The organism is Magnetococcales bacterium (assembly GCA_015232395.1).
Classification (GTDB): domain Bacteria; phylum Pseudomonadota; class Magnetococcia; order Magnetococcales; family JADFZT01; genus JADFZT01.
Genome location: JADFZT010000024.1, coordinates 22,856 through 49,783 on the forward strand (window position 1 = coordinate 22,856; position 26,928 = coordinate 49,783).

The 26,928-nt window shown below is 55.6% G+C and carries 21 protein-coding genes and 1 pseudogene; 5 read left to right on the plus strand and 17 right to left on the minus strand.

Annotation, left to right across the window (positions count from 1 at the left end; genetic code table 11):
* Positions 1 to 20: 20 nt before the first annotated feature.
* The 8 genes and pseudogenes from HQL52_08920 to pheA form a co-directional block, all read right to left on the minus strand.
* Positions 21 to 1,226, minus strand: coding sequence for a tetratricopeptide repeat protein (locus tag HQL52_08920; protein MBF0369562.1), 1,206 nt, complete (start codon positions 1,224 to 1,226; stop codon positions 21 to 23).
* Positions 1,227 to 1,438: 212 nt separating this feature from the next.
* Entirely contained in the window at positions 1,439 to 1,744 is a 306-nt protein-coding gene (locus HQL52_08925) for a LapA family protein (protein ID MBF0369563.1), read from the minus strand.
* A gap of 390 nt (positions 1,745 to 2,134) precedes the next feature.
* Positions 2,135 to 2,410 carry an integration host factor subunit beta gene (locus HQL52_08930; protein MBF0369564.1) on the minus strand — a complete coding sequence of 92 codons (276 nt, stop codon included), beginning with the start codon at positions 2,408 to 2,410 and terminating at the stop codon, positions 2,135 to 2,137.
* 33 nt (positions 2,411 to 2,443) lie between these two features.
* Positions 2,444 to 4,159, minus strand: coding sequence for a 30S ribosomal protein S1 (gene rpsA / locus HQL52_08935; protein MBF0369565.1), 1,716 nt, complete (start codon positions 4,157 to 4,159; stop codon positions 2,444 to 2,446).
* A gap of 7 nt (positions 4,160 to 4,166) precedes the next feature.
* On the minus strand, positions 4,167 to 4,901 hold the full coding sequence (locus tag HQL52_08940) for a (d)CMP kinase (GenBank protein ID MBF0369566.1): 735 nt from the start codon (positions 4,899 to 4,901) through the stop codon (positions 4,167 to 4,169).
* A complete protein-coding gene (gene aroA, locus HQL52_08945) occupies positions 4,901 to 6,253 on the minus strand; it encodes a 3-phosphoshikimate 1-carboxyvinyltransferase (protein ID MBF0369567.1) in 1,353 nt (450 codons plus the stop codon). Before aroA ends, HQL52_08940 begins: the two co-directional genes overlap by 1 nt.
* A gap of 1 nt (position 6,254) precedes the next feature.
* Positions 6,255 to 7,163 (minus strand): prephenate dehydrogenase/arogenate dehydrogenase family protein, encoded by a 909-nt coding sequence (locus HQL52_08950; protein ID MBF0369568.1) that lies wholly within the window; start codon positions 7,161 to 7,163, stop codon positions 6,255 to 6,257.
* Between the two features lie 3 nt (positions 7,164 to 7,166).
* Positions 7,167 to 8,222 (minus strand): annotated as a pseudogene (gene pheA / locus HQL52_08955) (prephenate dehydratase).
* 397 nt (positions 8,223 to 8,619) lie between these two features.
* Here pheA and HQL52_08960 point away from each other — a divergent pair.
* The 3 genes from HQL52_08960 to HQL52_08970 all read left to right on the plus strand — a co-directional run bounded on the left by HQL52_08960 (position 8,620) and on the right by HQL52_08970 (position 13,859).
* A complete protein-coding gene (locus tag HQL52_08960) occupies positions 8,620 to 10,131 on the plus strand; it encodes a sulfatase (GenBank protein MBF0369569.1) in 1,512 nt (503 codons plus the stop codon).
* 205 nt (positions 10,132 to 10,336) lie between these two features.
* Complete coding sequence (locus HQL52_08965) at positions 10,337 to 11,569, plus strand: SPASM domain-containing protein (GenBank protein ID MBF0369570.1); 1,233 nt, start codon at positions 10,337 to 10,339, stop codon at positions 11,567 to 11,569.
* 721 nt (positions 11,570 to 12,290) lie between these two features.
* The gene (locus tag HQL52_08970; GenBank protein ID MBF0369571.1) at positions 12,291 to 13,859 is read left to right on the plus strand and encodes a sulfatase; all 1,569 of its coding nucleotides are present in this window, start codon (positions 12,291 to 12,293) and stop codon (positions 13,857 to 13,859) included.
* Between the two features lie 389 nt (positions 13,860 to 14,248).
* Here HQL52_08970 and HQL52_08975 read toward each other — a convergent pair whose 3' ends face one another.
* Positions 14,249 to 14,761 (minus strand): hypothetical protein, encoded by a 513-nt coding sequence (locus tag HQL52_08975; GenBank protein ID MBF0369572.1) that lies wholly within the window; start codon positions 14,759 to 14,761, stop codon positions 14,249 to 14,251.
* 1,365 nt (positions 14,762 to 16,126) lie between these two features.
* A complete protein-coding gene (gene gmhB, locus HQL52_08980; protein MBF0369573.1) occupies positions 16,127 to 16,633 on the minus strand; it encodes a D-glycero-beta-D-manno-heptose 1,7-bisphosphate 7-phosphatase in 507 nt (168 codons plus the stop codon).
* 109 nt (positions 16,634 to 16,742) lie between these two features.
* On the opposite strand from gmhB, the gene HQL52_08985 reads away from it, so the two are divergent.
* Positions 16,743 to 16,994 carry a hypothetical protein gene (locus HQL52_08985; GenBank protein ID MBF0369574.1) on the plus strand — a complete coding sequence of 84 codons (252 nt, stop codon included), beginning with the start codon at positions 16,743 to 16,745 and terminating at the stop codon, positions 16,992 to 16,994.
* A 10-nt stretch (positions 16,995 to 17,004) separates the two neighbouring features.
* On the opposite strand, the gene HQL52_08990 is transcribed toward HQL52_08985, so the two are convergent.
* From HQL52_08990 to HQL52_09015, 6 genes are all read right to left on the minus strand, one after another.
* On the minus strand, positions 17,005 to 17,424 hold the full coding sequence (locus tag HQL52_08990) for a cyclic nucleotide-binding domain-containing protein (GenBank protein MBF0369575.1): 420 nt from the start codon (positions 17,422 to 17,424) through the stop codon (positions 17,005 to 17,007).
* 159 nt (positions 17,425 to 17,583) lie between these two features.
* On the minus strand, positions 17,584 to 17,901 hold the full coding sequence (locus tag HQL52_08995; GenBank protein MBF0369576.1) for a hypothetical protein: 318 nt from the start codon (positions 17,899 to 17,901) through the stop codon (positions 17,584 to 17,586).
* Positions 17,902 to 18,175: 274 nt separating this feature from the next.
* Positions 18,176 to 18,748: a GNAT family N-acetyltransferase gene (locus tag HQL52_09000; GenBank protein ID MBF0369577.1), complete on the minus strand. Its 573-nt coding sequence runs from the start codon at positions 18,746 to 18,748 to the stop codon at positions 18,176 to 18,178.
* Positions 18,749 to 21,112, minus strand: a complete 2,364-nt coding sequence (locus tag HQL52_09005; GenBank protein ID MBF0369578.1) for a sucrose synthase — start codon at positions 21,110 to 21,112, stop codon at positions 18,749 to 18,751.
* A complete protein-coding gene (locus HQL52_09010; protein ID MBF0369579.1) occupies positions 21,102 to 23,285 on the minus strand; it encodes an HAD-IIB family hydrolase in 2,184 nt (727 codons plus the stop codon). The genes HQL52_09005 and HQL52_09010 overlap by 11 nt, the downstream gene beginning before the upstream one ends.
* Positions 23,273 to 24,253: a carbohydrate kinase gene (locus HQL52_09015; GenBank protein ID MBF0369580.1), complete on the minus strand. Its 981-nt coding sequence runs from the start codon at positions 24,251 to 24,253 to the stop codon at positions 23,273 to 23,275. Before HQL52_09015 ends, HQL52_09010 begins: the two co-directional genes overlap by 13 nt.
* 496 nt (positions 24,254 to 24,749) lie before the next feature.
* Here HQL52_09015 and HQL52_09020 point away from each other — a divergent pair, with 496 nt between their 5' ends.
* Positions 24,750 to 25,130 (plus strand): response regulator, encoded by a 381-nt coding sequence (locus HQL52_09020; GenBank protein MBF0369581.1) that lies wholly within the window; start codon positions 24,750 to 24,752, stop codon positions 25,128 to 25,130.
* Between the two features lie 868 nt (positions 25,131 to 25,998).
* Here HQL52_09020 and HQL52_09025 read toward each other — a convergent pair.
* On the minus strand, positions 25,999 to 26,916 hold the full coding sequence (locus HQL52_09025) for a LysR family transcriptional regulator (GenBank protein ID MBF0369582.1): 918 nt from the start codon (positions 26,914 to 26,916) through the stop codon (positions 25,999 to 26,001).
* Positions 26,917 to 26,928: the final 12 nt, after the last annotated feature.

Genomic DNA, 26,928 nt, shown 5'->3' on the forward strand with positions numbered 1-26,928 from the left:
CCCCATGGACAAACATCCCATCAAAGGGGTTCAGAGGTATCCCAACGGTGGCACTGGGGACATTTCCAGTAAATGTCCTTGGACTTGAAACCACACTGGGAGCACTGAAAATTTTTGTGCTGACTCGTCAGGTGGTCCAAACACCCCTCGGCCACATAAAAAACATCCCGCCAATTCCCTTGCTTGGCCTCCAGGGCAATCAAACGCCGGGCTACTTCCGCCATGCCGGGATATTTGATCTGACCTTTGCGCAGCACCTCGGCGGCTTCCTCCAAGCGTCCCGCTTCCGACAACATTTGGCTCCAGCGAATGATCAACCGGGCCGAAGCGGAAGGGGCGTCCACCGCCTCGCTCATACACTTTTCGAATCCCTCGGCATCGCCCAGCAGATCGTAAGCCCGTTTGAGCGGATCCACCAGCAGAAAAAAGTGGCTGGGACGGGTCTTTTTGAGAGTGGAGAAACTTTTGATCGCTTGGCGAACGTTACCCACCTCCAACTGCCACTCCCCCAACAACCGACACGCCTCAACACAGCCGGGAAAAACCTTGAGAGCGGCCTGAAACTGGGAAATGGCCCGGTCTGCTTCCGACTCCCGCAACGCCTCCTGCCCCATTTTCAGGCGAATGTGCGCCTCCCGCCGGGGATCGCTCTGACCGGTCACCTTGTGGAGCTTGTGGAGAATTTCCAGGGCGGCGGCCCAGCGCCCCTCACTTTCGTGGAGGGCCTGCAATCCTGCCAAGGCCTTTTGGTGGTTGGGGGCCACCTCCAACACCTGCCGGTAGGCCTCCACCGCCCGGTCCACAAACCCGCCCTGACGAAAATCTTCCGCCAGCCCAAACATGGCCCCGCTACGGATATCCACAGGCAGATTGGGCCTGGCAATGATGTTTTGGTGGATACGAATGGCCCGCCCCACCTCTCCACGGGCGCGAAAAAGACTGCCCAGGGAGAGATAGATCTCTACCGTTTCGGAATTGATGCGCACCACCTTGATAAACTCTTCGATGGCTTTGTCCGGCTCGTCGGCGAGAAGAAAATTGAGCCCCCGAAGATAGAGTGCCGACTCCTCCTCCCGGCGCGCCCGACGTCCCTCCCGGGAACCCTCCTGCCAGCCCCGGCGAAACCCGGCCCGATAGACCAAACCGCCACAGGCTACGGCAACAACCAGCCATCCCACTTGTGAGAAGGTTAGCAGTCCATTGAGGGAGTCACTGGAAAAATCCATGGTTCGGTCTGTGGGGGATAGACATCTTGGGGGTCAAGTTCAGGGGCAAAGCCCGAATTCGATACACAATGATGGTGGTTTATGATCCTGCGATAGCAGGGAGGCTGTTCGGCAATGCAATCCCTGGTGAGCAGGGAGGCTGTTTAAGCGATGCGCCCCCTGATGGGCAGAGAGGCTGTTCAGCCCGGACAGCCCCTTTTTTCGGATCTGGATCAGAGCTGGATATCATCCTCAAGAGGCAGGTTGCGCAGATTGGCCAACTCTTCCTCCAGTTCACGATTTTCCTGTAGCAGCTGGCCAACCCGCTGGCGGGGCTTAAAACTACTGAGCCAGCCGGTGAGAGACCCCACCAACAAACCGATTAACAGGGGCACCAAAACCAGTCCAAACAGCGGGATGTGGTCGAAAGTCACCCCCCCAGGGATGTGAACAGTCACCTCGGTCTGGTTGGCCATGGCAAATTGTAGAGAGAAGAAACCAATGGCCGCGACCAGGATCAGATTAAGCCAGACGAACATATTTTGAAAACCATTGGGGAGCAGGCGTTCCACCCAGAGAACGGATTTGGTGGATCTCCCCCCCTTTGCAAGGGGACGCCCAAGGGGATCGAGAGCATAACCGGATTCTATTACAATCGGTTCCGTTGTAACCAGCCCCATACTGCGACCCAGCCTTTTGGTCCTGCTTTTGGCAACTGACAGTCGAGGCCTCCCCTGTCATGAAGGAAGACCCCGACCGACAAAAGCCACAGTACCGATTGGTTTCGATCCCACCATTGAATCCAGGCAGGATGGCGAACCAGATAAGGCGAACCCCAAAAAGCCGGGAGTAGGCCATTCAATCAATCCAGGCCAGCTGAAAAACCGTTCCAGCTCAACCAGAAGGCAGGTGTGTCCCGGGTGACGGAGTCAGCTGTCCACCCGTTGACGAAGTTCCTTCCCGGCTTTAAAGAAAGGCACCCGTTTTTCAGCTACCTGCACCCTTTCGCCGGTTTTAGGATTACGTCCCTCCCAGGCAGAGCGTACTTTAACACTGAAACTCCCGAAGCCCCGCAGTTCGACACGTTCTTGTCGCCCCAGAGCTCCGCTGATTTCATTGAGCACCGTTGTAACAGCCACTTCAGCCTCTTTCCGTGAGAGACCCTTGCGCTGGACCACAGCGTCAATCAGTTCGGATTTGGTCATGGGAAACCTCTTCAGATCCGGTATGAAAAAAAGTCACTCTCCCCCGCCGGCCTGTTCAAGCGCCTTGCTGAGTGCCTCACCCAGACTGCTGGTAGCACTACCCTTGTCCGAGGTGTACTCTTTCAAGGCCTTGCGCTCCTGGGAGACTTCCATGGCTTTGATGGACAAGAGAATTTTACGCTTTTGACGGTCAACCTGGAGAATATTGGCATTGATTTCGTCACCAACGGCAGGCCCTGCTGAACCCTTCTCATCCATGGACATCTCGGACTTACGCAGCAAACCGTCCACTGAGTCGCCGAGTTCCAGGATGACGCCGGAGTTGACCACCTCTTTGACAATACCCTTGACCTGACTGCCTTTGGGGTTGGCATCGGCCCACTGGCTCCAGGTATCGGGGCTCGCCTGTTTGAGTCCCAGGGAGATGCGCTCCTTGTCGGGATCCAGGGAGAGAACAATGGTCTCCACCTCCTGACCTCTTTGGAAACTTTTCAGGGCTTCCTGGCCGGAGTTGGGTTCCCAGGTGACATCGGAGAGATGCACCAAGCCGTCGATATCCCCTTCCAGGCCGATGAAGAGCCCGAACTCGGTGATATTTTTGATCTCCCCCCGAACGGTGGCACCGACAGGATTGCTGGAGGCAAAAGCGTGCCAGGGGTTTTCCTGACATTGCTTGACTCCCAGAGAGATGCGCCGACGGTCCGGATCCACATCCAGAACCATCACTTCCACCTTCTGGCCTACCTCCAGAATCTTGGAGGGGTGGATATTTTTCTTGGTCCAGGCGAGTTCGGAAACGTGGGCCAAGCCCTCGACACCCGATTCCAGCTCCACAAAGGCACCGTAGTCGGTGATGTTGGTGACCACGCCGAAAAATTTGGTGCCTGGGGGATATTTCGCACCCACGCCTTCCCAGGGATCGGTGAGGAGCTGTTTCATCCCCAAGGAGATGCGCTGGGTTTCGGGATTGAATTTGATCACCTGCACAGCGACGGTATCGCCCACGCCAACGACACTGGAGGGGTGTTTGACCCGCTTCCAGGACATGTCGGTGATGTGCAGAAGGCCGTCCAAGCCGCCCAGATCAACAAAGGCACCGTAGTCGGTGATATTTTTCACCACACCATCCAGGATCATGCCCTCATGGAGGGTTTCCAGGAGAGCGGCTCTGGCGGTTTCCCGCTGGCGCTCGATGACGGTACGGCGGGAAACGACGATATTGCCCCGGCGACGATCCATTTTCAGGATGTCGAAGGGTTGCTCCTCCTCCTGAAGACGGGAGATGTCGTGAACCGGACGGACATCCACCTGGGAGCCGGGCAGGAAGGCGGCCAGGGTGTTGATATCGACTGTATACCCCCCCTTGACCTTGCCCAGAATCCGACCTGTAACGGTCTCCTTGGCAGCGAAGGCCTTTTCCAGAACCAGCCACGCCTCTTCGCGCTTGGCTTTTTCCCGGGAAAGAACGGCCTGGCCGTTCTGGTCTTCGCAGCGTTCCACGAAGACATCCACCTGGTCGCCAACCGTCACAGAGAGCGTGCCGTCCGGATCGTTAAATTCCCGGATGGTCAGCCGGCCTTCGGACTTCAGGCCTACATCAATGACGAATTCGTCACCTTCTCTTTGAATGATAGTCCCCGTAATGACTTGGCCTTCTTTGCCAACACCATTTTTGAATGACTCTTCGAGAAGGGCGCTAAAATCCTCGTCTGCAATTTCGAGGTCTTGGGTTTGATCTTCGCCTACCACTGGAGGTTCACCTTTTAAAGTTATGGGCTGAATCCCGTATCAACCCTTCCACCAAACGGAGGACCCGCATGACACTTTCTTCTCGGGAAAGACGGGTCGTATCCACCAATACCGAATCCGTAGCAGAAGCCAATGGGGCATGGGCTCGCTGGGCATCCCGTGCATCTCGCTCCTGCATTCTGGACTGGATGTCGTGGAAATTAACAGTTTCTCCCCGCCCTTGCAACTCCAAAGCCCGCCGTCTTGCACGCTCTTCGAGGCTAGCGGTGAGGAAAATTTTCAAAGGGGCATCCGGCCACACCACAGTACCGACATCCCGGCCATCCAGCAGGACATTTTCCACCCCCCCATAACCCCGCTGAAACCCAAGCAGGGCCTCGCGTACTTCGGGTAATGCCGCCACCCGGGAAGCGGCCTGACCGACCTTTTCCTCCCGCAGGTGGGCACTCACATCCCGACCATTTAAAAAAGCCCGAAAATCGATACCTTCCACGGAACGGAACTGAAAATCCATTCCCCTGGCAATCCGAGCCAGCTCATCTGGCGCCTCCAACCCCTCCTGCAGGGAAATCAGCCCCACCGCCCGATAGATGGAACCGGTATCCAGATAGCGGAAGCCCAACCTGACCGATACCTCCCGGCACACCATCCCCTTGCCAGCCCCAGCCGGACCATCCACCGCAACCACCAGCCGAGAGGTGACCGGATCCATTTTGGCCGAGGTCTTTTCAGCCTGCGCCATCACCCTGGCCCCTCCACAACCAAATTCGCACCCAGACCGGTCATGGCGGTTGCGAATCCTGGAAACGAGGTGTTGATATTATCACATCGGGTCACGGTGACCGGTTTGTGACAGCAGAGCCCGGCTATGAGCAGGCTCATGGCGATGCGATGGTCGGTGTGGGAATCCACCCGCACGCCCCCGGGCAATGTTCCCCCGGCCCCCATGATTCGCGCCCCATCAGGCAACTCTTCCACCCGGGCCCCCAACTCCAAAAGCCCCTTGGCCATGGCAGCGATGCGGTCGGACTCCTTGACCCGAAGCTCCTCAGCCCCGGACAACACAGTCTCGCCATGGGCCAGGGCAGCCGCTGTAAAAAATATCGGAAATTCGTCGATGGCCCGGGGGACGGTCTGCGGAGGGACCGTTATTCCGCTCAATTTGGAATAACGCACCCGAAGATCCACTACCGGCTCACCCCCCACCTCCCGCTCATTCAAGCGCTCGATATCCCCCCCCATGGCCAGGAGCAGATCCAGCAATCCGGTCCGGGTCGGATTGAAACCGACCCCTTCCAGGAGAATATCAGAGCCCGGCACCACCAGAGCAGCGACGATGGGAAAGGCGGCGGCGGAAAAATCTCCCGGCACCCGAATGGATTGTCCTTTGAGATCGGGCCACCCCTCGACCGTGACCTTGAGCCCTTCCCGTTTTACCTCAGCGCCAAAGGCACTCAACATCCGTTCGGTGTGATCCCGAGTGAGCGCGGGCTCGGTAACCGACGTTTCCCCTGCGGTGTTGAGACCCGCCAAAAGCACGGCGGTTTTGACCTGGGCTGAAGCGACGGGGCTGATATAGTCGATGGGAATCAGCTCCGTGCCTTCAATCACCAGCGGTGCAAACCGCCCCCCGTCCCGGCCCAAAATCCGCGCTCCCATGGAACGCAGGGGTTTGGCAATTCGCCCCATGGGACGATATCTTAAGCTGTCGTCCCCAGTGAGTATAGTCATAAAAGGACGATTGGCGAGTACGCCAGCCAAAAGCCGCATGGCGGTACCGGAGTTGCCCACATCCAGAACGTTGTCCGGCTCTGACAGACCATCCAGCCCCACCCCATCGATGAGATAACGCCCCTCACCGGTGCGCTCAATCGCCACACCCATGGCCTCAAAAGCGGCCACGGTTCGCAGCACATCCTCCCCCTCCAGGAGGTTTTCCACCCGGGTCTCCCCCTCGGCCAGGCTACCGAAAATAATCGAACGATGGGAGATGGATTTATCCCCCGGCGGCTGGATGGTTCCTGAGAGTGGGGAGCCTGCCTGCGCCTGTAGCACCAGCCCATCCCTGGATGCGGCGGAGTTTGTTGCGACCATCTCAATCCTCCCCCAGGGGGCTTGTATGCAAAATTTTATTTTCGCTCAACACCCGATCCCGGGTGGTTTTGGAGCGGTCGAAGCTATCGAAAAGCGCCTCTCCGTCCCGGGCTTTCACCTGCCGGGCCAAGGCATCCAGGTTATCCCGAAACCGCTCCAGAATGAGGAGAATCGCCTCGCTGTTTTCCAGACAGATATCCCGCCACATGGTGGGGTCTGAGGAAGCGATGCGGGTAAAATCCCGAAAGCCGCCAGCGGCATAACGAAACACCTCGGCACGAATATGCTCTTCCTGATCCGACAGGGTGTTGACCACGTTATAGGCCATCAGATGGGGCAGATGGCTGGTGGCCGCCAGCACTTGATCGTGATACTCGGCACCCATGGTTTCCACCCGGGAACCTGCCGCTTCCCACACCAGGCGTACCAGCTCCAGGGCTGGCTGGTGGGTCTCGTCTGTCGGGGTCAGGATGGTGCGGCTGCCCTGAAAAAGAGAGGGAAATGAGGCGGATACCCCCACCCGCTCCCGCCCGGCAATGGGGTGCCCGCCCACAAACCAGCACCCTTCAGGCATGAGGGGTTCGCAAGCGGCGACAATGCTGCCCTTGACGCTCCCCACATCGGTCACTACCGCCCCGCGACTCAGAGATGGCGCCATCTGGGCCACCACCTGGGCAATGGAGCGCACCGGGGTCGCCACCAACACCATGGTGGCCCCCTGGACCCCGTCGGTAATGGAATCGGTCGCCCGATCCACCACCCCCATCTCCAGGGCCATTTCCCGGGAAGCGGCAGAGCGATTAACCCCGACCACCTCCCCCACCAAACCCTGCTCCCGCAGGGATTGAGCCAGGGAACCACCGATAAGCCCGACCCCGATAATAGTCAGGCGGTTGACAAAAAAAGACATGTTTTAAAGTACCCGACGGGGATAGGAGCCCAGAAGTTTGGTGTCGAGTTCGGGAATGCCCCGAAGTTCGTCCAGAGCAGCCGCCACCTGGGGATCCTGCCGGTGCCCTTGAAAATCGATAAAGAAAAGATATTCCCAGGCTTTTTTCCGGGCGGGCCGGGATTCGATGGTGGTGAGATTGACTTCCCGCTGGGCAAAAATACCCAACACCCGATGCAAAAAACCGGGTTTGTCCGGGAAGGAGAGCATCAGGCTGGTGCGATCCTCTCCCGTGCGTTCAGTATCCTGGCGACCAATCACCAAAAAACGATTACCGTGGTCGGGTTGATCGCCAATCTGACTGGAAAGGACGTTCAAACCAAAATGATCCGCAGCATAAACCCCGGCAATGGCCGCCGCACCCTTATGTTCCCGAGCCTTGCGGGCCGCCTTGGCTGTGGAGGAGACCACCTCTACCTGAACATCCGGGAGATGACGCTCCAACCAGTGGCGGCATTGGGATTGGGCCAGGGGATGACAATAGAGCACCTTGATTTCATTGAGATCGGTCTCTTGGGAGAGGAGTGTGGGGGCCACCGGCACATAGACCTCACCACATATTTTCAGAGGTGAATCCACAAAACGATCCAAGGTGTGGCTCACCATCCCCTCACTGGAATTTTCCACCGGCACTACTCCATAATCGGCCCGGGCCGACTCCACTTCGAGAAACAGCTCATCGATGGAAGAGGCCGCAGCAAAGGTGCAGGAAGAACCGAATTGCTTTTTGGCGGCTTGATGGGTAAAAGTCGCTTCCGGCCCCAGATAGACCACGGTCAGCTGCTGCTCCAGGTTGAGGCAGGCGGAGATGATTTCACGAAAAATCCGGTGCATCCCTTCTGTGGGAAAGGGGCCTTGGTGGCGCTCTTCCAAGCGGCGGTGAATCTGGGCTTCCCGGGCGGGTCGATAGAAGAGGGGATCTGCGGACTTGCCCTTGGCCTCCCCCACTTTCATTACCCAGTGGGCGCGTTCCATGAGCAGGTCGTGGATCTGGTTATCGATCCGATCAATGGATTGCCGGCACTCCGCGAGAATCGACTCAAGGGCCGAACCGGATTTACTTGGTTTTTCGGCGCTCACGGGGGGGGAACCTTACGAGGGGTTGGAGGTGGATAACGACAGCCAGAAGATAAACTGTAGCCCACACCGAAGCCGTTGGCAATACCCTGATCCGGGAAAATGGCGCAAAAAACGAAGGGCGGTATTTTTCCCAAACCAATGAAAGCATCCTCCCAACGGCCACTTGAGGCTGATGAACTTCAGCACCCCCCCTGTATCGGGGCTACCGGAAACAATCCCCACCTCTAGCCTTGGAAAAATCCATGTTATGCTGGCGAGGTTCTGTTCAAAAGATGAGCCCCCCGGGGTGCCATCACCTTTCAGCTTCTTTTAAGCCCCATTTTTCATTGAGACCGCCATGCCCCACACCTACCGGTTGATTCTCCTCCTGGGTCTGCTCACCCTACCCCTCTCCCCTCTGCCCACCCAAGCGGCTGACGATCCCCCCTCCCCTAAGAAACGCCCCCACATCTTCTGGATTCTGGTGGACACCCTGCGCCTGGATCACACCTCACTCCCGGGATATGGGCGAAACACCACCCCCCATATAAAAGCCTTTGCCCAAGAGGCCACCCTGTTTGAAAGTGCCAAGAGCCAAGCCTCCTGGACCATTCCCGCAGTGGCTTCCCTGCTCACCGGGCAGTTTCCCTTCAACCACGGCATCCTCACCCGTCCCAGTCAACAACCGGAACAGCAACGCCTCACCGGCACCCTCATTCAAACCGTAAAAGAGGCGGGGGGATATCACGGGGTATCGATCCAAAGAAACCACATGATCGAACATTTGACTGGAGATTTTACCGAACACCATCCCCAGACCGACTGGCAAAAAAATTCGGACGGGGACGCGGTGACAGAGGCCCTGGAGGTGGTCAAAAAACATGTGGGAACCGAAAAACCCTCCCCCGCTCCCACCCCCGCCTCCCCCCTGCTACTCTTCCTGGGCCTCTTCAACCCCCACTGGCCCTATGTCTGGTCCCTTCAGGAGGGGGAGTGGTTTGAACGCTATCTCACCGACCAGACATTTCAGCAGAGCCCCTCCCGAAACATCCAGCGATTTCCCTTTCCAGGAGGAGAACTCACCCCAAGCCATCTCCCCGAAAAGCTCCGAAAGCGCTTTCCAACCGCCGAAACCCTCTACAATCCAAATCAGCCTGGCTACCAAAAACCCAGCCCCTTTTTCCAACGAATCAAACACCAGGGGGGCTATCGGGATGAACGCCTCTATATTGCCGCCTATGACGCCGAAATCCGCTACACCGATCAACAGATTGGACGTTTTCTGAATGATCTCAAAAAAAACGCCCTCTATGACAACGCCCTGATCATCGTCATGGCCGACCACGGAGAGCTGATGAACGAACAGGACACCACCCCATTCCACCACGGCTCCCACCTCTATAACGCCGAACTGGCCGTTCCCCTGATGATCAAATTTCCCCATCAGACCCAACAGCAAGTGGTCACCCCCACCATCCGCTCCATGGATCTTTGGCCTACCTTGCTGGACTATCTCGCCCTGCCCCATCCCCCGGTGGACGGCCAAAGTCTGCTCCCGCTCATCCAGGGCAAAGAGGTCGATTTTGACCAACGCCCGGTCATCTCCTACACCGAAGCCGAAGGCCCCAAAATTTCTCTCTACCGGGAGGGCCATCATCTGATCCATACCCTCCGGAACCGGGAGAGCCGACTTTACCGGCAAGATCTGGATCCCCTGGAGCAAAATAATTTGGCCGCAGACCAACCCCGATGGGTGGAGGCACTCACAACCTTTCTCTGCCAACACCACTGCCCCCCATGGCTGACGACCACAGAAAAACAAACTCCAGAAATGAACCCAACAAGACCAACAAACTTTTCTAATTATTGACCCTGGAAACAATGCCACCTAAATTTTGATCGCTATTTGGTCGAATTAAGAAGACAATTGAACGATTCATACATATAATTTTCCCTCAATCAATTCAGCAAATCATCCGAACCAATCCCGTACCAACCTTTCCCAAACGAACAAATCAATGCCTCAGCAAACGGACACACATAAACTGCAAACCACCGAAAGCAAAGAGGTCACTTTGGTCGACCCAAAAAACGCAGACGCCATCCTCTACCAGACCGTCTGGGATCGAATGGATCCTGATGATACGGACCTGCCCTTGGTGTTGGATTATCCCCCACGGATGGCTTGGCTCTCCCTGACGACCCAGTGCAACCTGACTTGCACCCACTGTGTTCGCTACACCAACAAGCTTCTGAATATCGAAAAACCGGACATTGAAATGAGTGATCCGCTCTTTGAGCAGATCAAGAAGGAACTCATGCCTGGTCTGGAAGGGTGCATTTTGGGGGGGAACAATTTTGGTGAACAGCTGATTTCAAAGAAGTTTCTCCAATTTTCAAGTCTGACCGGCCAATCCGACACCCTCACTGAAATCATCACCAACGGTACCGCCCTGACCCGGGAACGGGCGCAATATATTGTGGATAACGACATCCAGGTTCGGCTTTCTCTGGAAGGGGCCACTGAACAAACCTACACCATGACCCGGGGTGCCCGTTTTTCCAAACTCTACGAGCAGCTCAAATACTATTCCCAACTGCTCAAAGATAATCCGAAGAGCAAATCCCAGCTGATCTTTAACTTTGTCATGTTTGCCGGCGGCGCCCGGGATCTGCCCAAAGTGATTGAGCTGGCAGCCGAACTGGGTTTCTTGGGCGTGACGGTCATTCTTTTCTATCCGCGCAACGAATTTCAGCGTTTTCAGTCCATGCTCTACCATCGTTCGCTTTTTGAAGAGGTGTACCGCGAAAGCCAGGCCCTGGCGGAAAAGCATCAAGTCATTCTCAACATGCCCAAGCCCCTGGCCATGGGCCGGATGGAAGCCACCCTCGACCCCTCAGAAACACAACAGAGCGAAACCGCCCCGCAAAAACTCTATTGCGGCCTCCCCTGGTCTGCCATTTCCATTGATGCCGACGGCAAGGTCTACCCCTGCTGCTCCTCCAAGGTGATGGGCAACCTGAACGACAATTCATTGATGGAAATATGGAATAACAAAGAATATCAAAAACTTCGCAAGGGAATATTGACCGGACGCAAAATGGCCATGATCTGCAAGGGGTGTCAGTGGGCACGCTGGGGAAAAGAGACGGTCATGACCGAAACCGCCATCATGCGCTCCATCGGGCTGTTCGACAGCATTCCAGCCATGGAACTCAGCAAATTATTGGTCTTGAAACTGCTCTCCAAACTTCCTGGTCAAGCCAAAATCAAACAGATATTAAAAGCCATCCACTCCCGAATATAGTTTATCATCCAGACTGGGACGTTGAGGCAGAACTTGGCTGAGCCGTTGAGACAGGGGGGCAATAGATTCCCCTTATACCAACGCTTATAGCAGTTCTATCTCAAAATTGAACATTCTTCCCTGACTCGTCATCCCCGCGAAGGCGGGGATCCAGGGAGCTGATGATTGCTCTCAAGGAAAAACCAAATCTTCAAGAAAGGCCGGTATTTTGCTGAAAGTGATACAAGATTTTGGAAAGGTTCGCGCCAGCCCCCCTGGATTCCCGCATTCGCGGGAATGACAGAAAAAGTACAGCGGCATATGTCCAATTCTTGATTTGAATTGCTATATCCACCTTGTTTTTGCTTTTCAAGTGAGAACCCCGCCTCCCACCTGACTCTTCTCACCTTTGGCAAATGCGTTTGAAAAACCAAACAAACAGCAAAAGGCAAGGGAATCGTTCGGCGGGCCTCCTTTCCCAAGCACCCAAAGGCGGTCAGTCACCCTCCACCCACAACCACCCCGCCCGATGCCAATCAAGCCGGAAACCAAAGAAAAACCGATCAAAGAGCCAAAAATAGTTGCACATTGGGAAACAAGTTGGTGTTAGAATGTGACAGGCTGGAGAATAGATCAATTGCACCACCCTTTGTGCAGTCAAATTGACGATTGACAAGTTCCCTGAAAAAACATCTACAGATTTTCTCTCAAGCGTAGCCATCTGAATAAAGGCTTAAAAATCATGAAGATTGACAATCGGCTCACACCGCTGCTGCTATTGCTGGCGCTACCCCTGCTGCTGATGCCGGGTGGGAATAGCTTTGCAGAGACCGAGTCAGCCCCCCCTGTGCTGTGGGAGGTCAATCCCCTGACAGTCACCTCCAACACGCCTGTGAAAGATACCGACGCCACTTTGGTTGCGGATAAATTTGGTCGCCTGGACAGCTCCGCTGGCAACCCGGATCAGGGTGGGGGAAATCCCCGACCCGGGGCGGAGCTGCCACCGGAACTCATTCCACCCGACCCTCAAAATTTACCCAATATTTTCATGATCCTGGTGGACACCCTGCGCTACGACCACACCAACATGGGTGGTTATGTGCGCAATACCACGCCCAACATGGAAGAATTTTCCGAGACCGCCTACGTCTTCAAAAATGCCAAAAGCCAAGCTTCCTGGACCATTCCGGCCACCGCCTCGATCCTCTACGGACTCTACCCTCAAAACCACGGTATCAACGCCAAACCGGACACCCGTCCTCTGGAAGATCCGGCCACGGGAACCCTCATCACCCAGTTTCAAAATTTGGGGGGCTATCACGCCATCTCCATCCAGAGAAACTCCAACATCGAATATCTCATCGGTGATTTTGACGAACACTATTCCCATGGCCGTTGGTATCTCCACTCCGATGGCAGCGCCGTAATAGAAGCGATGAATCGGGCTCAAGGCATCTCTCCCAGGGATAAAACCTTCATGTTTCTAGGGCTCTTCAGTCCCCATTGGCCCTATAACTTTTCCATCGATGACACCGACTATTTTGAAGAGTTTTTGATTGATGAAACCTACCGGAATACCGGCGAAAAGCTGATCGAAGCCACCTCATTTGCCTCCCCTGCGGGGGAACTGACCTACATGGATATTCCGGAAAACATCCGAGAAGGTTTCTCCCTTCCACCAGATGGTGAAGACGCCTACCGGGATGCCCGCATCTATGTAGCCGCCTACGATGCCGAAGTGAAATATGCCGATGAACAGATCGGAGTTTTCCTGGATAGGCTGAAGGAGCTGGATCTCTATGACGACGCCATTGTCATCATCATGGCGGATCACGGCGAAATCATGAGCGAACAGGAGCAACCGTTCCACCACGGGAACCACCTTTTCGACTCTGAGCTGGCGGTGCCTCTGATGATCAAATTCCCCAATCAAAATCGTCAGGAAACAGTCCTCTCCTCTGTTCGTTCAGTGGATGTCTTGCCGACCCTCCTGGATTATCTCAACATCAACACTACCAAGGAGATCGACGGCAAAACCCTCTATCCCCTGCTCAAGGGTGATACAATCGATTTTGCCGAGCGCCCCCTCTTTTCCTACATTGAAACAGTCGGCACCAAAATGTCCCTCTACAGCTCGGAAATGCATCTGATAGAACATGCCCATTCGGGTGAGGGGCTCCTGTTCAACGTCGACAATGATCCATCTGAACAGACCGATCTGGCCGGGGTCAAACCAATACAGCTGGAAACCCTCCAGGAATCCATCTATGAGATTCATTGCCCAGCGGTTTCGGATAAGTGTGGGGAATGAAAACAGAGTCATCTCACCATGGGAGGGAAGGCTTGAGGGGGATGACTTGAGGGAGATGGCTTGAAGGGGTGATAAGGCAGTTGATCAAGCAGACCAAAAATAGTGTCCCAAAAAAACGGTATCACAACTTTGCCCAGGCTCTGACCTCTGGGGGGCATGACCTCTCCAGAAACCAGACCGGCTCGGGGAAAACACTTCAGATCGCTGTATCGGATAGATAACTGGCCATCTTGAGATCTTGGGGCGCAGCTCGTGTAGCTGACAAGGTGACAGTCACTTTTCCCAATTCACCATACGAACCAATAGGCGACAAGCTGCCGCACACACCCAACTGCCAGGTCTAGCTTGAACGACTGGATTTCAGTTTAAAAAAACAGTTCCATCAATCTTCAGCTCGATCTGCGGGATTTTTGATGAAATTCACTCCCGGAGATCACCTCCAGGATCGACCCCCGTGCCTGTTGATATTTGGAAAATGTCGCACACCCTTTGGGGCTCGCGGAACAGTGGGCTCGATCTGCAGGAAACTTATCCCTCAGGTGGGGATATTTTTCGAACAGCTGAGAGAGCACCTGCCACCTGTCCCAGCTATCTCTGTTGTCATTAAGCTCTTCTGCCAACTCCGTCACTACCCCTAAAACAGCCATGGTTTCATGGGAACAGCTTCTGGTGGGGCTGTTGACGATTTTTAACCTCTTTTTGTTACCATCCTCTTTCAACCGATAGAGAATTCCCAGGCCACAAGGATCAATCGATTTGCAGGCACTGATATCGATTTCCACGTAGGCGTGGTTTTTTACCCGATCATGAATTTTTTTAAAAGAAGTGAGGTCCTGGTATCCGAAGACACCGTTGATGGTAATAATGGCCTTGTCGTCTCGTTCCGTGAGTTCAATAGACATTTTGTCACCTGTCAGCTCATCCTGAAATGGGTGGATGGCTCCTCCAAGTTGGGTGTTTTCCCTTTGTCTCCATACTAAAATTCCAGGGTCAACAATCGATATTGAAATGTTGTTCACACCGGAAGCCAAACGAGGGGTCGAGTTGGATGGGTGTTGTGGGGAAAATCTCTGCAACTTGAGACAGGGAATGGACTTTTTGAGAATCAAGAACATTTTGGATGGTTTTTTGACCGTTTCAAACCATGTGAAACTTATTCACATCCTCCATCACCTGAGAGATCCGAAAGCAAATAATCCATTTTGAAACAAACCGTTACAAACAGAGGGAAGAAAAAATCCAAGGTGGTGGTCGCTGGAAAATGCCAAAGGTGAGATTTGGTTTTTCCTTGAGGACAATCATCACTCCCTGGATCCCCGCCTTCGTGGGAATGGTGGCCAAAGAGGAACAGCACATACTAATGGAAGGCCATAGAAGGGGAGTGGCTTTGAGGGACAGGCAGGTCGAGCTTATCAACCCGAAGGGAGTTTATCGAAGGATTCTTCCCGACAGGCTCAACGATCCCAGAGGGAATGTTTGGTGGGGGAATTTCCGATGGACAAGTGAAGAGGACGGCCCTGGCAGGTTTCCTCTTTTGGGAAAATCCCCCTTAAAAAATTGATCTGATTTTAAATAAATAAATGAATCTGTTGCCAAAGCCCAAAATGGGGCTTTGTCCAGCGGTTGTGTTCAGTCAAACATGTTGGATCTCCTTTCTGTTTTTTTCCGTCGTTGAGGGGGACAGCTGATCTCTATGATTCAGCCCCTACCCACTCCAGCGATTTGGACAGACCTCCCCCGAAATGGATCAACCTGATTCGGCTCCCTCTGATCATTGGGACTCTATCTTAATCGCCAACTATAACGATTTTATGACGAAAACATCACATTTAAACAAAATCGGCTTTATTTTCTCCCTCCGAGGCTTTTTTTTCAGCCATCAACCCCCTTTTCCGGCCTTCGGAACGTTTTTTCCCCGCCATACGACCTTCCCATCAGGATGGAGGGGGGATTTTTTTCTCCTCTTTGGGCTTTACCATCCGCACCAGCCACCAGATTCCAAGCCCGGTTAAAACCACATTGATCACGATGCCAACCAACCAAAAAAGAGTCACGAACAAACTCCCGATCCTGATAAAATGTCCCCGCCAGGAATAACGCCCCCAACGAAACCAACGGCCTGGCCATAAATGCCGGACCCCACGAAAAAAAAGGCCGCCCCAACGAAAAAATCGCCCCATGGACAACACAACTCCAAAACAGCGGGAGATCACTCCCTCGCGCAGCCCCTCGACAACCAACCACCACTCGCCCCCAACAGCCGATGGTCAACGCCCGATGATTCCCCTCAAACGTGTCAGCAGGTTTCCGCCGGAAAAAAGATGCCCCACCACCCCAGCCGCTGCTGCAGCCTGCATGTCAGAAGGTTTATCCCCCACCATGAAGCTGTCTGCCAGATTGACCGGCCACTCCTGGATCGCCCTTAAAAGCATGCCGGGAGCTGGTTTACGGCAATCACATGACCGACGATATTTTCCCTCCCCTGCCGTGGGGTGATGGGGGCAGTAGTAAAAACCATCTACCCGAGCCCCCTCCCCGGCCAGCTCCCGGTTCATCCAGCCATGGAGCCTCTCCACCGCTGCTTCATCATAATAGCCTCTGGCCACTCCGGATTGATTGGTCACCACAAAGACCCAAAAACCGGCCTCGTTCAATGACCGCACCCCCTCCCTGGCCCCTTCGATCCAGCGAAAATCCCGGGGATCGTGGAGATAGCCGGTATCGACATTGAGCACCCCATCCCGATCCAGAAAAGCTGCGGGCCGCTCTCTCATCGAAGGAGTGGTGCCAGCCCCTGGTGCAGTGTCCCCCTTCAAAGCGTTGGTATAATTATTGCTTCTTCCAACAGCACCCTTGATCTGCTCATCCATGAAGGAGTCTCCCATGAAGAACGACACCCAACCAGCCTTGAAAAAGCTGGAAAAACTCAAAACACTGCCCAACGTCTATGACACGATCCTGGCACAATTCAACGTTGGAAAAATGACGGATGTGGGCAGTCTGCAAGGCAACCAACTGGCACGCTTCCAATTTGTCGTTGACTACTATTTTGAAAAATTTTTCCCGATGGAGTTGGCCACCCCCTCCGGTCGGGTTTCTCGAAAATGGCGCTTTGGTTCCCTCTTCGGGTTTTAACACCAATCCGTCAGGACGCTTGCCGGGACCTCTCATCCAGGTCCCGGCGAAGCTGAATAACCTCCAGATTGAGCGCCCAGAGCCGTTGGGACATGGAGGTCAAAATTTTCAGCGCCAGAGAGGGATCCTGGGCGATCCGCTCCAGAAAAATCTCACGATCCATGGTCAGCACCCTTGCCCGCCCCAATGCCCGAACCGTGGCTGAACGGGGTAGATCATCAAAACAGGCCATCTCACCAAAAAGATCATCCCCCCCCTTTTCCAATACCGCCAGACGGGAAGAGGGCTCCCCTTGAGCCCCGGTAATCACCTCCACCTGACCTTCGAGAATAAAAAAAAGATCCCCCCCCGCCTCCCCTTGCCGGAGAATCACTGCGCCGTTTTCATAGACCTTGCCCAAAAACTCAGGCTGTCGCTCCTGAAACAGCATACTTCCCCCCTTGAACCGTTGTGCCTTGCTTCCAAACCCGAAACCGTTGCACCCAAAAACCGTTATGCCATGAAATCCGAGGCACCCTCAACAGAGATACCCCCGTCCAAAAAAGCCCATCCCCTTCTCCCAGCGAAGATCTCCCCGACAGCTTTTTTCCTACTCCATTTCGAAAACCCGTTCCACCGACTCTTCCATGACCCGTATAAAGGCCCGCTCCCCAAGCCGACCCTCCTCAACGACCTGACGCCATTCCACCCGAATCACCTCACCCAGACGATAATCCTGTAGGCGATAGTCGTAATATTCAACCCGATCCCCCGGCTTAACGTAAACATCCGCCTCCAACTCCACATAAACACCGCTTCGAAGATCTATTCCGACCCAGGCCAAGGCTTCATTCTGGAAAGAAAGAGAGAGCCAAAACAGAAGAGCCAACCGCCCCATCCATCCAGAAATGGTCACGGGATGATTCATGACCAACCCGATTCCAACAGCCTACGGAGACACCTGATCATCTTGACCTGTTCTTTGATTATTTGACCACCGGATGACACAAACCCCATTGGCTTAAAAAAACCCATGCCCGCAAAAAAGTGGTGAGGTAAAAAGATTTCCACGCCCCCCCCTGACCCGCCAGGATCTATTTTAACTGGGTAACCGGATGGCGGCTTTCGTTTCATCACCACAATGGGAATCAACCTGCGGAGAGGAACTCCTGCCGGGAACCCACCTGAGGGAAAAAAATCCGTCACTCATTTTCAAGCCAACGCATAAAATTGGCCGTACCCGTGCGCTCGGTCCAGCCGGACTTGCGATAAAAACCCCGCTTGAAGGATTCCCACTCTTTGCCGTTGACCAGCTGCAAACGCACCGCTCCCCGCTTAAGCGCCTCTCTTTGAACCGCTTCCAACAACCCCTTGCCCACCCCCTGCCCCCGGCAGTCGGAACGGACAAACAGCTCAGAGAGATACCCCTCCAACCCGGCCAAAAAAAGATAGGGGAGCCAATGGACTGATAGATAGCCAAGCACCTCCCCCCCATCCCCCTCAGCCACCCAAACCGTATGGTCCTCCCCACTGATGGCGTGGGCCAGATGAGTCTGCAAGCGGTTGAGAACTTTTTCCCCAGGCCAGCTCTCCATGTGCTCAAACCAGCCGACCTGGCGGAGAATGGCCAAAATGGCCTCCCCATCCGCCAACACCGCCTCCCGAACGCAAAAAGCCCGCTCCCCACTCTCCGGGGAAGCGGTCTCTTTGCTCTGGGCATCTGCTGTTTCACCCCCCGAGGCGCCGCACTTTCCCTGGGAGGAAGTGTCGCTCATTCAGGTGGGAACCCGGGCAGCCAGGGGGCGATATTGGAGACGCAGGTACATCTCCAGATAGCGCTCAAGCCCCTCCCGCTCGGATCGATAGAGCCATTTGCCAAAACCGTGCAGGGCGGTCAGGGTCAAGGTCTTGCTGGCATAGATTTCCCAGGTGTAGCGGCTCTGCACCCGCTCCAAGGCCCCTTGGGAAATCCGCTGCCACTCCGATGGATCCCCCTGGCAGCGTTCCAAAAAGTCAGCGATCAGATCTGCTGAAGCGGCCCCGTCAGCCGGATCCACATGATAGCCCGACTCCCCGGCTACAATCACCTCCTTGGGACCACCGTTGCAGGTGGCAAAAGTGGGCAGACCCGTGCTCATCGCTTCCACCACCGTCAGGCCAAAGGCCTCATACCAGGCAGGCTGAATGAAAGCCCCCCGGCTATCGGCCACCACCCGATAGATCTCCCCATTCAAGCGCCGGTCGGTGCTGGCCTTGAGCCAGCGCACCGAATCATCCAGACCGTACTGATCCATCAGCCGGTGCATGGTCAAAATCTGCTCCCGCTCCTCCCGATCACTGGAAGCCTCCACATCCACAAAGCCGCCGATCACCACCAGATTGGCCAACTTCTGCAACCGGGGATTCCCCCCATACCACTCCAGCAGTCCCGTCAGGTTTTTAATCTTGTCCAACCGGGCCATGGTAAAAAGCAGGGGTTTGTTGCGATCCTTGAGCACCCCCCGGCGGCCATGGTGGGGCTCGCTGCCGTAGATCATATCCTCGATGGTGTCGCTAAACTCCCCCAGTCGGCCTTCGGTGTTGTCATAGGGGAAAAACAGCTCCGGGTTGACCCCGGGGGAGACGATGTTGAACTTGGGATTGTGGACATCGATACCGGAAACCACCCGCTGGAGCCCAGGCATGGTGAACGCCATGTGGCTCTCATACTGCCCCACCCGCTGCTCATCCCCGGCGATCTCCTGATAGGTGCTGGCGATGATAAAGTCAGCGGAGTTCATGCCGATGAGATCAACGCTGAACTGGGATGAAAAGTGGTAGTGGTCGTCCTGATCCTGCCAATAGAGGGCGGAATTGAAATATTTGGTCTTCTCCAAGGCGTGGGCGATGGTGGTGAGGGTGGCACCCAGCCTCCGGGCGACCAGCGCTGCGGTGAGGTTGCCGTCGGAATAGTTGCCGATGATGAGATCAGCCCCCCCCAGGCGCTCCAAAATTTCCTTTTCCGAATCCCTCGCAAAGCGCTCCATAAAGGGCCACAGATCAAAGCGGGAGATCCAGTGGGGCACCGCCTCGCCGGAAGGATAGCGGAAGGGAATCCGCAAAATCACCGCCCGCTCCGTACCCCTGACGGTCTCCATGGGCCGATCGCAACCGGTCCCCTGGGCATCGGGAATCAGCCGGGTGATCACCAAAATCCGTGGCTCCTCCTTGCGTCCCTGGGCCACAAGGCGGCGTTTCATCTCCATTTCCAGACCCCGGACCTGATCCAGGATATAGACCACCTGCCCTCCGGTATCGGGCAAACCCAGCACATCATCCTGACCAAAATAGCCGTGGGGGGTGAAAACCACGATGGTGGAGATGGGGACGGCCCGCTCCAAAAAGGTCTGTAGTGTTTCAGCATCAGGTTGACGCAATAACCGGGAGAGAAGCCCCATGGTCTCCCGCACCCGGGCGGTGTCCGCCCCCCAACCGGCCCCAAAACCAAACTTGCCCAAAGAGCTGTTAAAGCCAGGTGCCCCCCCCTCAGCTGTACTCTTTTCCAGGATCGCCTCGGCCTTGGCCAAAGCCTCCTGCAAGGTGGCCAGATCCGGGATGAGTTTGGGATCGATCATCGGTAGATGACCCGTAGCGGTGCGGCGGCTGATAAATTCCAACAGCGCCTGGCCACAGATGTGTGGATCTTCCGCAAACCGATTGGCCAAAATCCGCCCCATCGCCTCCACACCGTTGCCGATGCCAGCCGGTCCCTCACCAGGGGGATAGAAACGGGTAAAGGGGGAAAAATCGAGTTCCAGAATCTCTTCTTCCCCGTCTCCCCGGCTACCCGGCACCTGACCTTCCTTGATTTCCAGATAAGCGAGGGTCGAAATCTCCTCCCTCCCGCCACGACCCAGGTCGTAGCGGAAAAAACGCCACCGGGCCACCTCGGGACGGGTCGATAAGGCGATCCATTCCGGATGAATCAAAGCCTCCTGCACCTGACCAAAAGCGGTATCCATACAGAGGACATCCGGGGAGACCTCCTGGTGGCTGCTGCGATAGGTTTCCTGCCACGCCAATAGTTCATCCCTGAGCAATACCGTCTTATCATGATGACCGAGCTGTTTCATCAGCTCGAAAATGGGTTCAGTCGTCACGTCCCTGTTCCTCCTCCGGAATCCGGATGTTCCCCAAAAAATGGTAGTGGTTGATCCCTTCCAGGATGCCCCAGGCGTGGGGCTCCTCGGCAAAATAGATGCGGGGTTGGCCTTGCAGATGATCCAGCTCTGAATGGTGGTTGCCCACCACCAGCCCCAGCATGTTTTCCTTGAGCATTTCCTCGTCATTCCCCGAATCCCCCGCCACCAAAATGCGCTCCAGGGGCAGCCCCCATTTGATAGCCAGATGGGTGATGGCCAACCCCTTGGAAGCACGCAGGGGGAGCAAATCCAAAAATTCCTGGTGGGAAAAAATCACCCGGGCGTGGAGATCCCGCTTGCGCAAATATTGTAAAATTTTCTTTTTGGTGGGGACTTTCTCCGAATCGACAAAATAGCTGATTTTGTGGGGGCCCTGCTCCTCTTTGGGCTGGGGGCGCAGACCGGGCAGCTCTGCCATCGCCTCCAGCACCCCCTCCCGGTCCCAACGATAGTCGATATGCTTGGCCCAACCGGTATCCTCGACCATCCCCTGACGATAGTGAATGACACTGCCCACAGAGGTGATCATAAAATCCGGGACCGGCACGTTCCACTCTTTGAGAACCGCCAGAGTCCCTTTGAGGTTACGCCCGGTGGCTACTCCAAACCCCACCTTATCCCCCCCCTCCACCAGGATATTGAGCAAGGCACACAACCCCTTGCGATCCCCGATCAGGGTGTTGTCGATATCGCAAACCAGTAGCCTGTCAGCGGTGGGAAGGCTGTATTTACGGGTAATCTGCGAGGGAAACTTGCGGCTCTCTTCCCGTTTCAGGGCCTGCTCCATCACCCGCAGATATTTTTCCACATGTCCCTGCCAAGAGTAGTGCTTGTGGGCTCCCTGCACGCCACTCCGAGACCAACGCCGCCACTGAAGACGATGGCTCAAGGCATCCACCAGCGCCGATTGCATGCCCGCCACATCCAGGGGGTCGATGAGCAAGCCATTTTTGCAGTTGGCGATAATCTCGTTGGGGCCGCCGTCGTTGGTGGCTACCAGGGGCACCCCACTGGCAGCGGCTTCGATCAGGGTCAACCCAAAAGGTTCGGTCAAAGCGGGGTTGACGAACACCCCCCGACTTTTGGCAGCCAGCTGATAGAGATCCGGCACATCATCGGCTTCATGCTCCTTGGGCAGGGCCAGCTTGCCATAAAGATCATAGCGGTCCATCAGCAGAAGCAACCGGGTGAGCACCTCCCGGGTGCCCCGATCCATGGATTGAATATCCACCCGCTGCCCGGCCACAATCACCAGGTTGGCCAACGCCCGCAGCCGGGGGCTCTCCCCAAAAGCCCGCACCAGAGTGGCCAAATTTTTTCGCTCATCCGCCCGGGCCAGGGCCAGGATCATGGGGCGGTTGGGCTCCCGCAAAAAACGCCTCAATTTTTCCCGGATAGGGGGGTGAAAAGCCATGCGGCCCGGAGGATGAAAGCGACTGAGATCCACCCCCGGAGGAATCACCACCATGCGCCGGGGCTGGTAATCATCATAGGCGGCATACTGCTCATCCACCTCCTGGTGGGTGGAGGTTACCACGAAAGCGGCGTTGCCGATGGCGATCTCTTCGGCCTCGATGCGCTGGCTGATGTTATAGCGGGATTCGATGACCTCCTCACTCAAACCCTTTTCCAGAAGGCGCTCCCGCTTGACCCGCCCCAGGGAGTGGCCGGTATGCGCATGCATCACCCCCAGCAGACGAGAAAGCCGGGTTCCCACCAGGCCCGCATCGGCATAGTGGCTGTGTACCACGTCAGGGAGCCTGCCAATGGCGCGAAAATGGCGCAAGACGTTATCGGCATAGCCATCCAGGTGGGGCCAGAGGCTCTCCTTGCGCAGATAGCGCCGGGGGCCACAGGGGAGGCGAATAATCCGGCAATTGGGACCAAGCTCCTCCTCAGGTGCGGCATAGTCCGGAGAGATCCGGGCATCAAACACCTGCCGGGTGAGAAGATCCACCCGCCCCACCTTGGGATGTTGGGCCAAAGCCCGGGCCAGCTCCAAGACGTAGGTGATCTGCCCCCCGGTATCGGCATCCTTGCCCAGCTCCGGTTCCCGCCCCCGGATGAGGCCATGAATGGAGATCAGTGCAATATAAAAAGGCTGGGGCGTGCTTGGGTCTACGTCTGCCATTGGGCCATAAATCCTTCATAAAGGGTGGGATCTGCCGGGGTGGCACCGCGCACACTGCATATCGCCCGGGCAAAGCCGTTGGCCCGCTCCAGGAGTTGGGGCAGAGGCCAGCCCCGGTAGAGCCCCAAAATCAACACCGCACTGAAGGCATCTCCCGCTCCCACGGTATCGATCAAGGGGGTTTCATCCGCCCCCTTCCCCCCCCCATTTTCATCACTCTGCAGCACCACATCCCCCTGGGCCAGAAAAGCCCCGTGCTCCCCCATGGTCACCGTGATCATTTGGGCACCGAAATCCACCGACAAGCGGCCCGTCAAAGCCTCCAGTCGATCCCGGGAGACCCGCTCCCCCTGGCTCTTGCCCATCTGGCCGGTGAGGGTATCCAGCTCTCCGGCATTCATCTTGACCACATCCACACCACGCAAAAGCCCCAAAAGCTGCTGCTCATCCCACCAGGGCGGACGCAGGTTGAGATCCATCATTACCGGCCCTGCCACCGCCCCACGGGCCTTGATCAGAGTCTCCCGGGAGAGGGGCGAACGGGCGATCAGGGAGCCGTGATAAAACAGGCCACTCCCCCCCCCTGCCCCCTCCTCTTTCAGAAGAGATTCCAGTGGCGACCAATCGATAAAATCATACGCCTGCTCCGGCAGAATCGAAAAACAGGGCTGTGCCTCGGCCAAAGCCACCTCTACCCGTCCGGTGGGGTGGGCGCCATCCTGCTGCATGCCGACGGTGGTCATCCCCTGGCGGGCCATCTGTTCCAGCACCCGATCTCCCAGAGAATCCTGCCCCACCCGACTGATAAAAAGGGGGTCCAGGCCAAAACCGGCCAGATGCCAGGCCACATTGAAGGGGGCTCCCCCCAAGACTTCGATGCCATCCTCAAATTGATCAAACAATACTTCGCCGAACAGGATCGGTCGGCCCGATGGGGAAACACCCCCCTTTTGCTGCACTTCGGTCATCAAACATTCCCTTCCCGGCCATTCAGGCCACCCTGTCAGGCGATTAAGAGCTGACATATTGCGACAGATTCCAAGGAGCTGTCAGCCTTGAGATATCATAAAGAAAACCGCACCCCGCTACAAACATCCCCTACTCTCTTTCACCCTTACCCAAAGGAATACCGCCGGAATCCCAAAGGCCGCCATGAGAAAAGCCTGGCTGGACAACCAACAGCCTTGGATTCACCACTTGGAGGAGGCCTGGAAGCACCTCCCAAAGGGAGGCCCTTGGCGACATTGTCGGCAATCTGCTAACTTGTTTGATGGTATTCGTTATAATAGTGACAACAATCAGTCGCATTTCCAAAAACACCAAATTTTGCCTTCCCTCATTCGGTCTCAATGAAGAGGGTATGATTCCCTGGCAAGGAAAACAGCCACTGTGGACCGATAAAGACCACTGTCAATCATAACCAATCATGGCGCGCCCCTTCCGCAGCCGGGAAGGAACCAAAAGATGAAAACAATCAAAGCCTTTATCGTCGATGACGATGTGGATGCCATTAGACTCGCCGCCACCATCCTCTCCAAGGCGGGTTATGAGGTGGCATCAGAAACCGACAGCCGCCAAGCCCTCTCCCGTATTCTCAAGGAGCAGCCCGATTGTGTCCTGCTGGATATCATGATGCCTGACTTGGACGGGCTCCAGCTCTGCGGTAAAATCCGCGCCACCCCCCGCCTCGCCAAGGTCAAGGTGGTCATGGTCTCGGCCAAATCCTATAAATTCGACCGGGAGCAGGCCTTTCGTTTCGGCGCAGATGCCTACTTCGTCAAGCCTATCAAACCCAAATCCCTCCTGGAAGGGTTGGAACGCCTGTTCAGCGACCCAACCACCTGAAATATAAACAACTTCCAATTCGCCACCCAGCCCGGCTGTTACTTGACAGCCAGCAAACAGGGACAGGCCTACCCACTCCGCACCTAAGCGACCCACCCTCCTCGTCCCCCAAATACCATTCTGCTTTCACCTCCAGCCGTATTTTAGATATCGGACCCATGGTTTGACATCCATCAAATAAATACCCGGAATTTCCATTTAAAATTTGTCGATATTGATTTTTCCAACTATACATATAAGGAGATTTTCTGACGGATTTTTTTTTCTTGTTGAATAGGCGTTGGAAAGCCTCCCAGGGTTTTCCAACTGCCTGAGGGCCGATAGGGGGAAAGGCCTCCCCCCCCTCTGAGCCTCAACCTTATCGGCCCCGCTTAACTCCCCCCATATTTTAACCGTTTTTCGCCACCCTGCTCGCCCTTTATCACCCGCCTTATTCGATACCGTGCATCACTTTGTATCGTCACTTTATCCAAAAATGGCACAAGCAACGCGCCTACTTCGCCATTCCCGCACCAGTGGAAATCCAGCAGTCACCCGTGCAAATATCTCGATATCAATGTGTTTCGACCCAAAAAACACCAAGCGTTCTCTGATTTCAAAGGTGCCATCTTCAGGAAAACCCACGCGTAGAATGTGGTGAGCCGCACAAACCGCATCGATCAAGAGTGTCATTCCACTTTAATTTGGAACGACAATACACGCCTCCAGTGAATTTTCGAGCGCGCCATTTTCAAGAAAAACATCGGTATTCCCAGGCTTTTTTTAAAGAACCACTGACTCCTGTTCGATAAACAGGCGGCGGCTCCCAGAAAAAACCGGGTGTAGATGGCAAGTCGGCAGGGTGATCGAGGGGGCAGGTTTTTTTGGGCTACGAATCCATGTTGGTCGCCAGCAACCGGGTGACCTCTTCACGGAGCCAGATGTTGGGGGCGCTTTTGTCCGTACGGGGGTGCCAAGCCAAAGCCAGGCGCAGGGGAGAGGTTTTGAATGGCAGGGGCGAAACAGTCAGCCCCAGAGGCTTGGCCAGATAGTGGGCCGTGCCATCGGGAACGATGCAGATCAGGTCGCTCTCGGCCACCATGAAAGGCACCAGACTCAAGGAGTAGGTCCGGGCAACGATACGCCGTTCTCGGCCCATCTGGGTCAGGGCCTCGTCCACCACTGTGGAACTCATCCCCCGGGGATAGTAGTGGACATGCCGAGCGGCCAAAAACCCTTCCAGGTTGAAACCGTCCTTGAGGAGAGGGTGGTCCGGACGATGGAGGCAGACATAGTGCATCTGAAAAAGACGCCGCAACAAAACCGTGGTCGGCACCCACTGGAAACGGCTGAACACCAGATCCGCCCCGCCATTTTCCAGAATGGAGACTTCGTCATCCCCCCCCACATCCACCAGTTCGATGGTGACCCCTGGTGCGACCTGGGCCAATCTTTCCAGGAGTTGGGGCAGAAGAACCGTAGCGGCATAATCCACCATGCCCAGCCGAAAAAAATGCTCGGATTGGGCTGGCTCGAAGGTCTCCTGCTCCAGAGCCTGACGCACCTGAACCAAAGCCCTGGAAACCGGCCCAGCCAATTCCAGCGCCCGGGCCGTGGGCTCCATACGGTGCCCTGATTTAACAAACAGCGGATCTCCAAAAATTTCCCGAAGCCGCCGCAGGGTATTGCTCATCGCCGCCTGGGTGATGCCCAAGGCACGCCCAGCCCGGGTCACCCCCCGTTCGGTCATGAGGGTATCGAAGGCGACCAGCAGGTTCAGGTCAAATTTGGCAAGATCTTTACGCATCCATGCTCCAAC

Coding starts and splice junctions, on each gene's coding strand:
- HQL52_08920 (MBF0369562.1), bottom strand. CDS start 1,226: ATGGATTTTTCCAGTGACTCCCTCAATGGACTGCTAACCTTCTCACAA.
- HQL52_08925 (MBF0369563.1), bottom strand. CDS start 1,744: ATGTTCGTCTGGCTTAATCTGATCCTGGTCGCGGCCATTGGTTTCTTC.
- HQL52_08930 (MBF0369564.1), bottom strand. CDS start 2,410: ATGACCAAATCCGAACTGATTGACGCTGTGGTCCAGCGCAAGGGTCTC.
- HQL52_08940 (MBF0369566.1), bottom strand. CDS start 4,901: ATGGCGCAGGCTGAAAAGACCTCGGCCAAAATGGATCCGGTCACCTCT.
- aroA (MBF0369567.1), bottom strand. CDS start 6,253: ATGGTCGCAACAAACTCCGCCGCATCCAGGGATGGGCTGGTGCTACAG.
- HQL52_08950 (MBF0369568.1), bottom strand. CDS start 7,163: ATGTCTTTTTTTGTCAACCGCCTGACTATTATCGGGGTCGGGCTTATC.
- HQL52_08960 (MBF0369569.1), top strand. CDS start 8,620: ATGCCCCACACCTACCGGTTGATTCTCCTCCTGGGTCTGCTCACCCTA.
- HQL52_08970 (MBF0369571.1), top strand. CDS start 12,291: ATGAAGATTGACAATCGGCTCACACCGCTGCTGCTATTGCTGGCGCTA.
- HQL52_08975 (MBF0369572.1), bottom strand. CDS start 14,761: ATGTCTATTGAACTCACGGAACGAGACGACAAGGCCATTATTACCATC.
- gmhB (MBF0369573.1), bottom strand. CDS start 16,633: ATGAGAGAGCGGCCCGCAGCTTTTCTGGATCGGGATGGGGTGCTCAAT.
- HQL52_08985 (MBF0369574.1), top strand. CDS start 16,743: ATGAAGAACGACACCCAACCAGCCTTGAAAAAGCTGGAAAAACTCAAA.
- HQL52_08990 (MBF0369575.1), bottom strand. CDS start 17,424: ATGCTGTTTCAGGAGCGACAGCCTGAGTTTTTGGGCAAGGTCTATGAA.
- HQL52_08995 (MBF0369576.1), bottom strand. CDS start 17,901: ATGAATCATCCCGTGACCATTTCTGGATGGATGGGGCGGTTGGCTCTT.
- HQL52_09000 (MBF0369577.1), bottom strand. CDS start 18,748: ATGAGCGACACTTCCTCCCAGGGAAAGTGCGGCGCCTCGGGGGGTGAA.
- HQL52_09010 (MBF0369579.1), bottom strand. CDS start 23,285: ATGGCAGACGTAGACCCAAGCACGCCCCAGCCTTTTTATATTGCACTG.
- HQL52_09015 (MBF0369580.1), bottom strand. CDS start 24,253: ATGACCGAAGTGCAGCAAAAGGGGGGTGTTTCCCCATCGGGCCGACCG.
- HQL52_09020 (MBF0369581.1), top strand. CDS start 24,750: ATGAAAACAATCAAAGCCTTTATCGTCGATGACGATGTGGATGCCATT.
- HQL52_09025 (MBF0369582.1), bottom strand. CDS start 26,916: ATGCGTAAAGATCTTGCCAAATTTGACCTGAACCTGCTGGTCGCCTTC.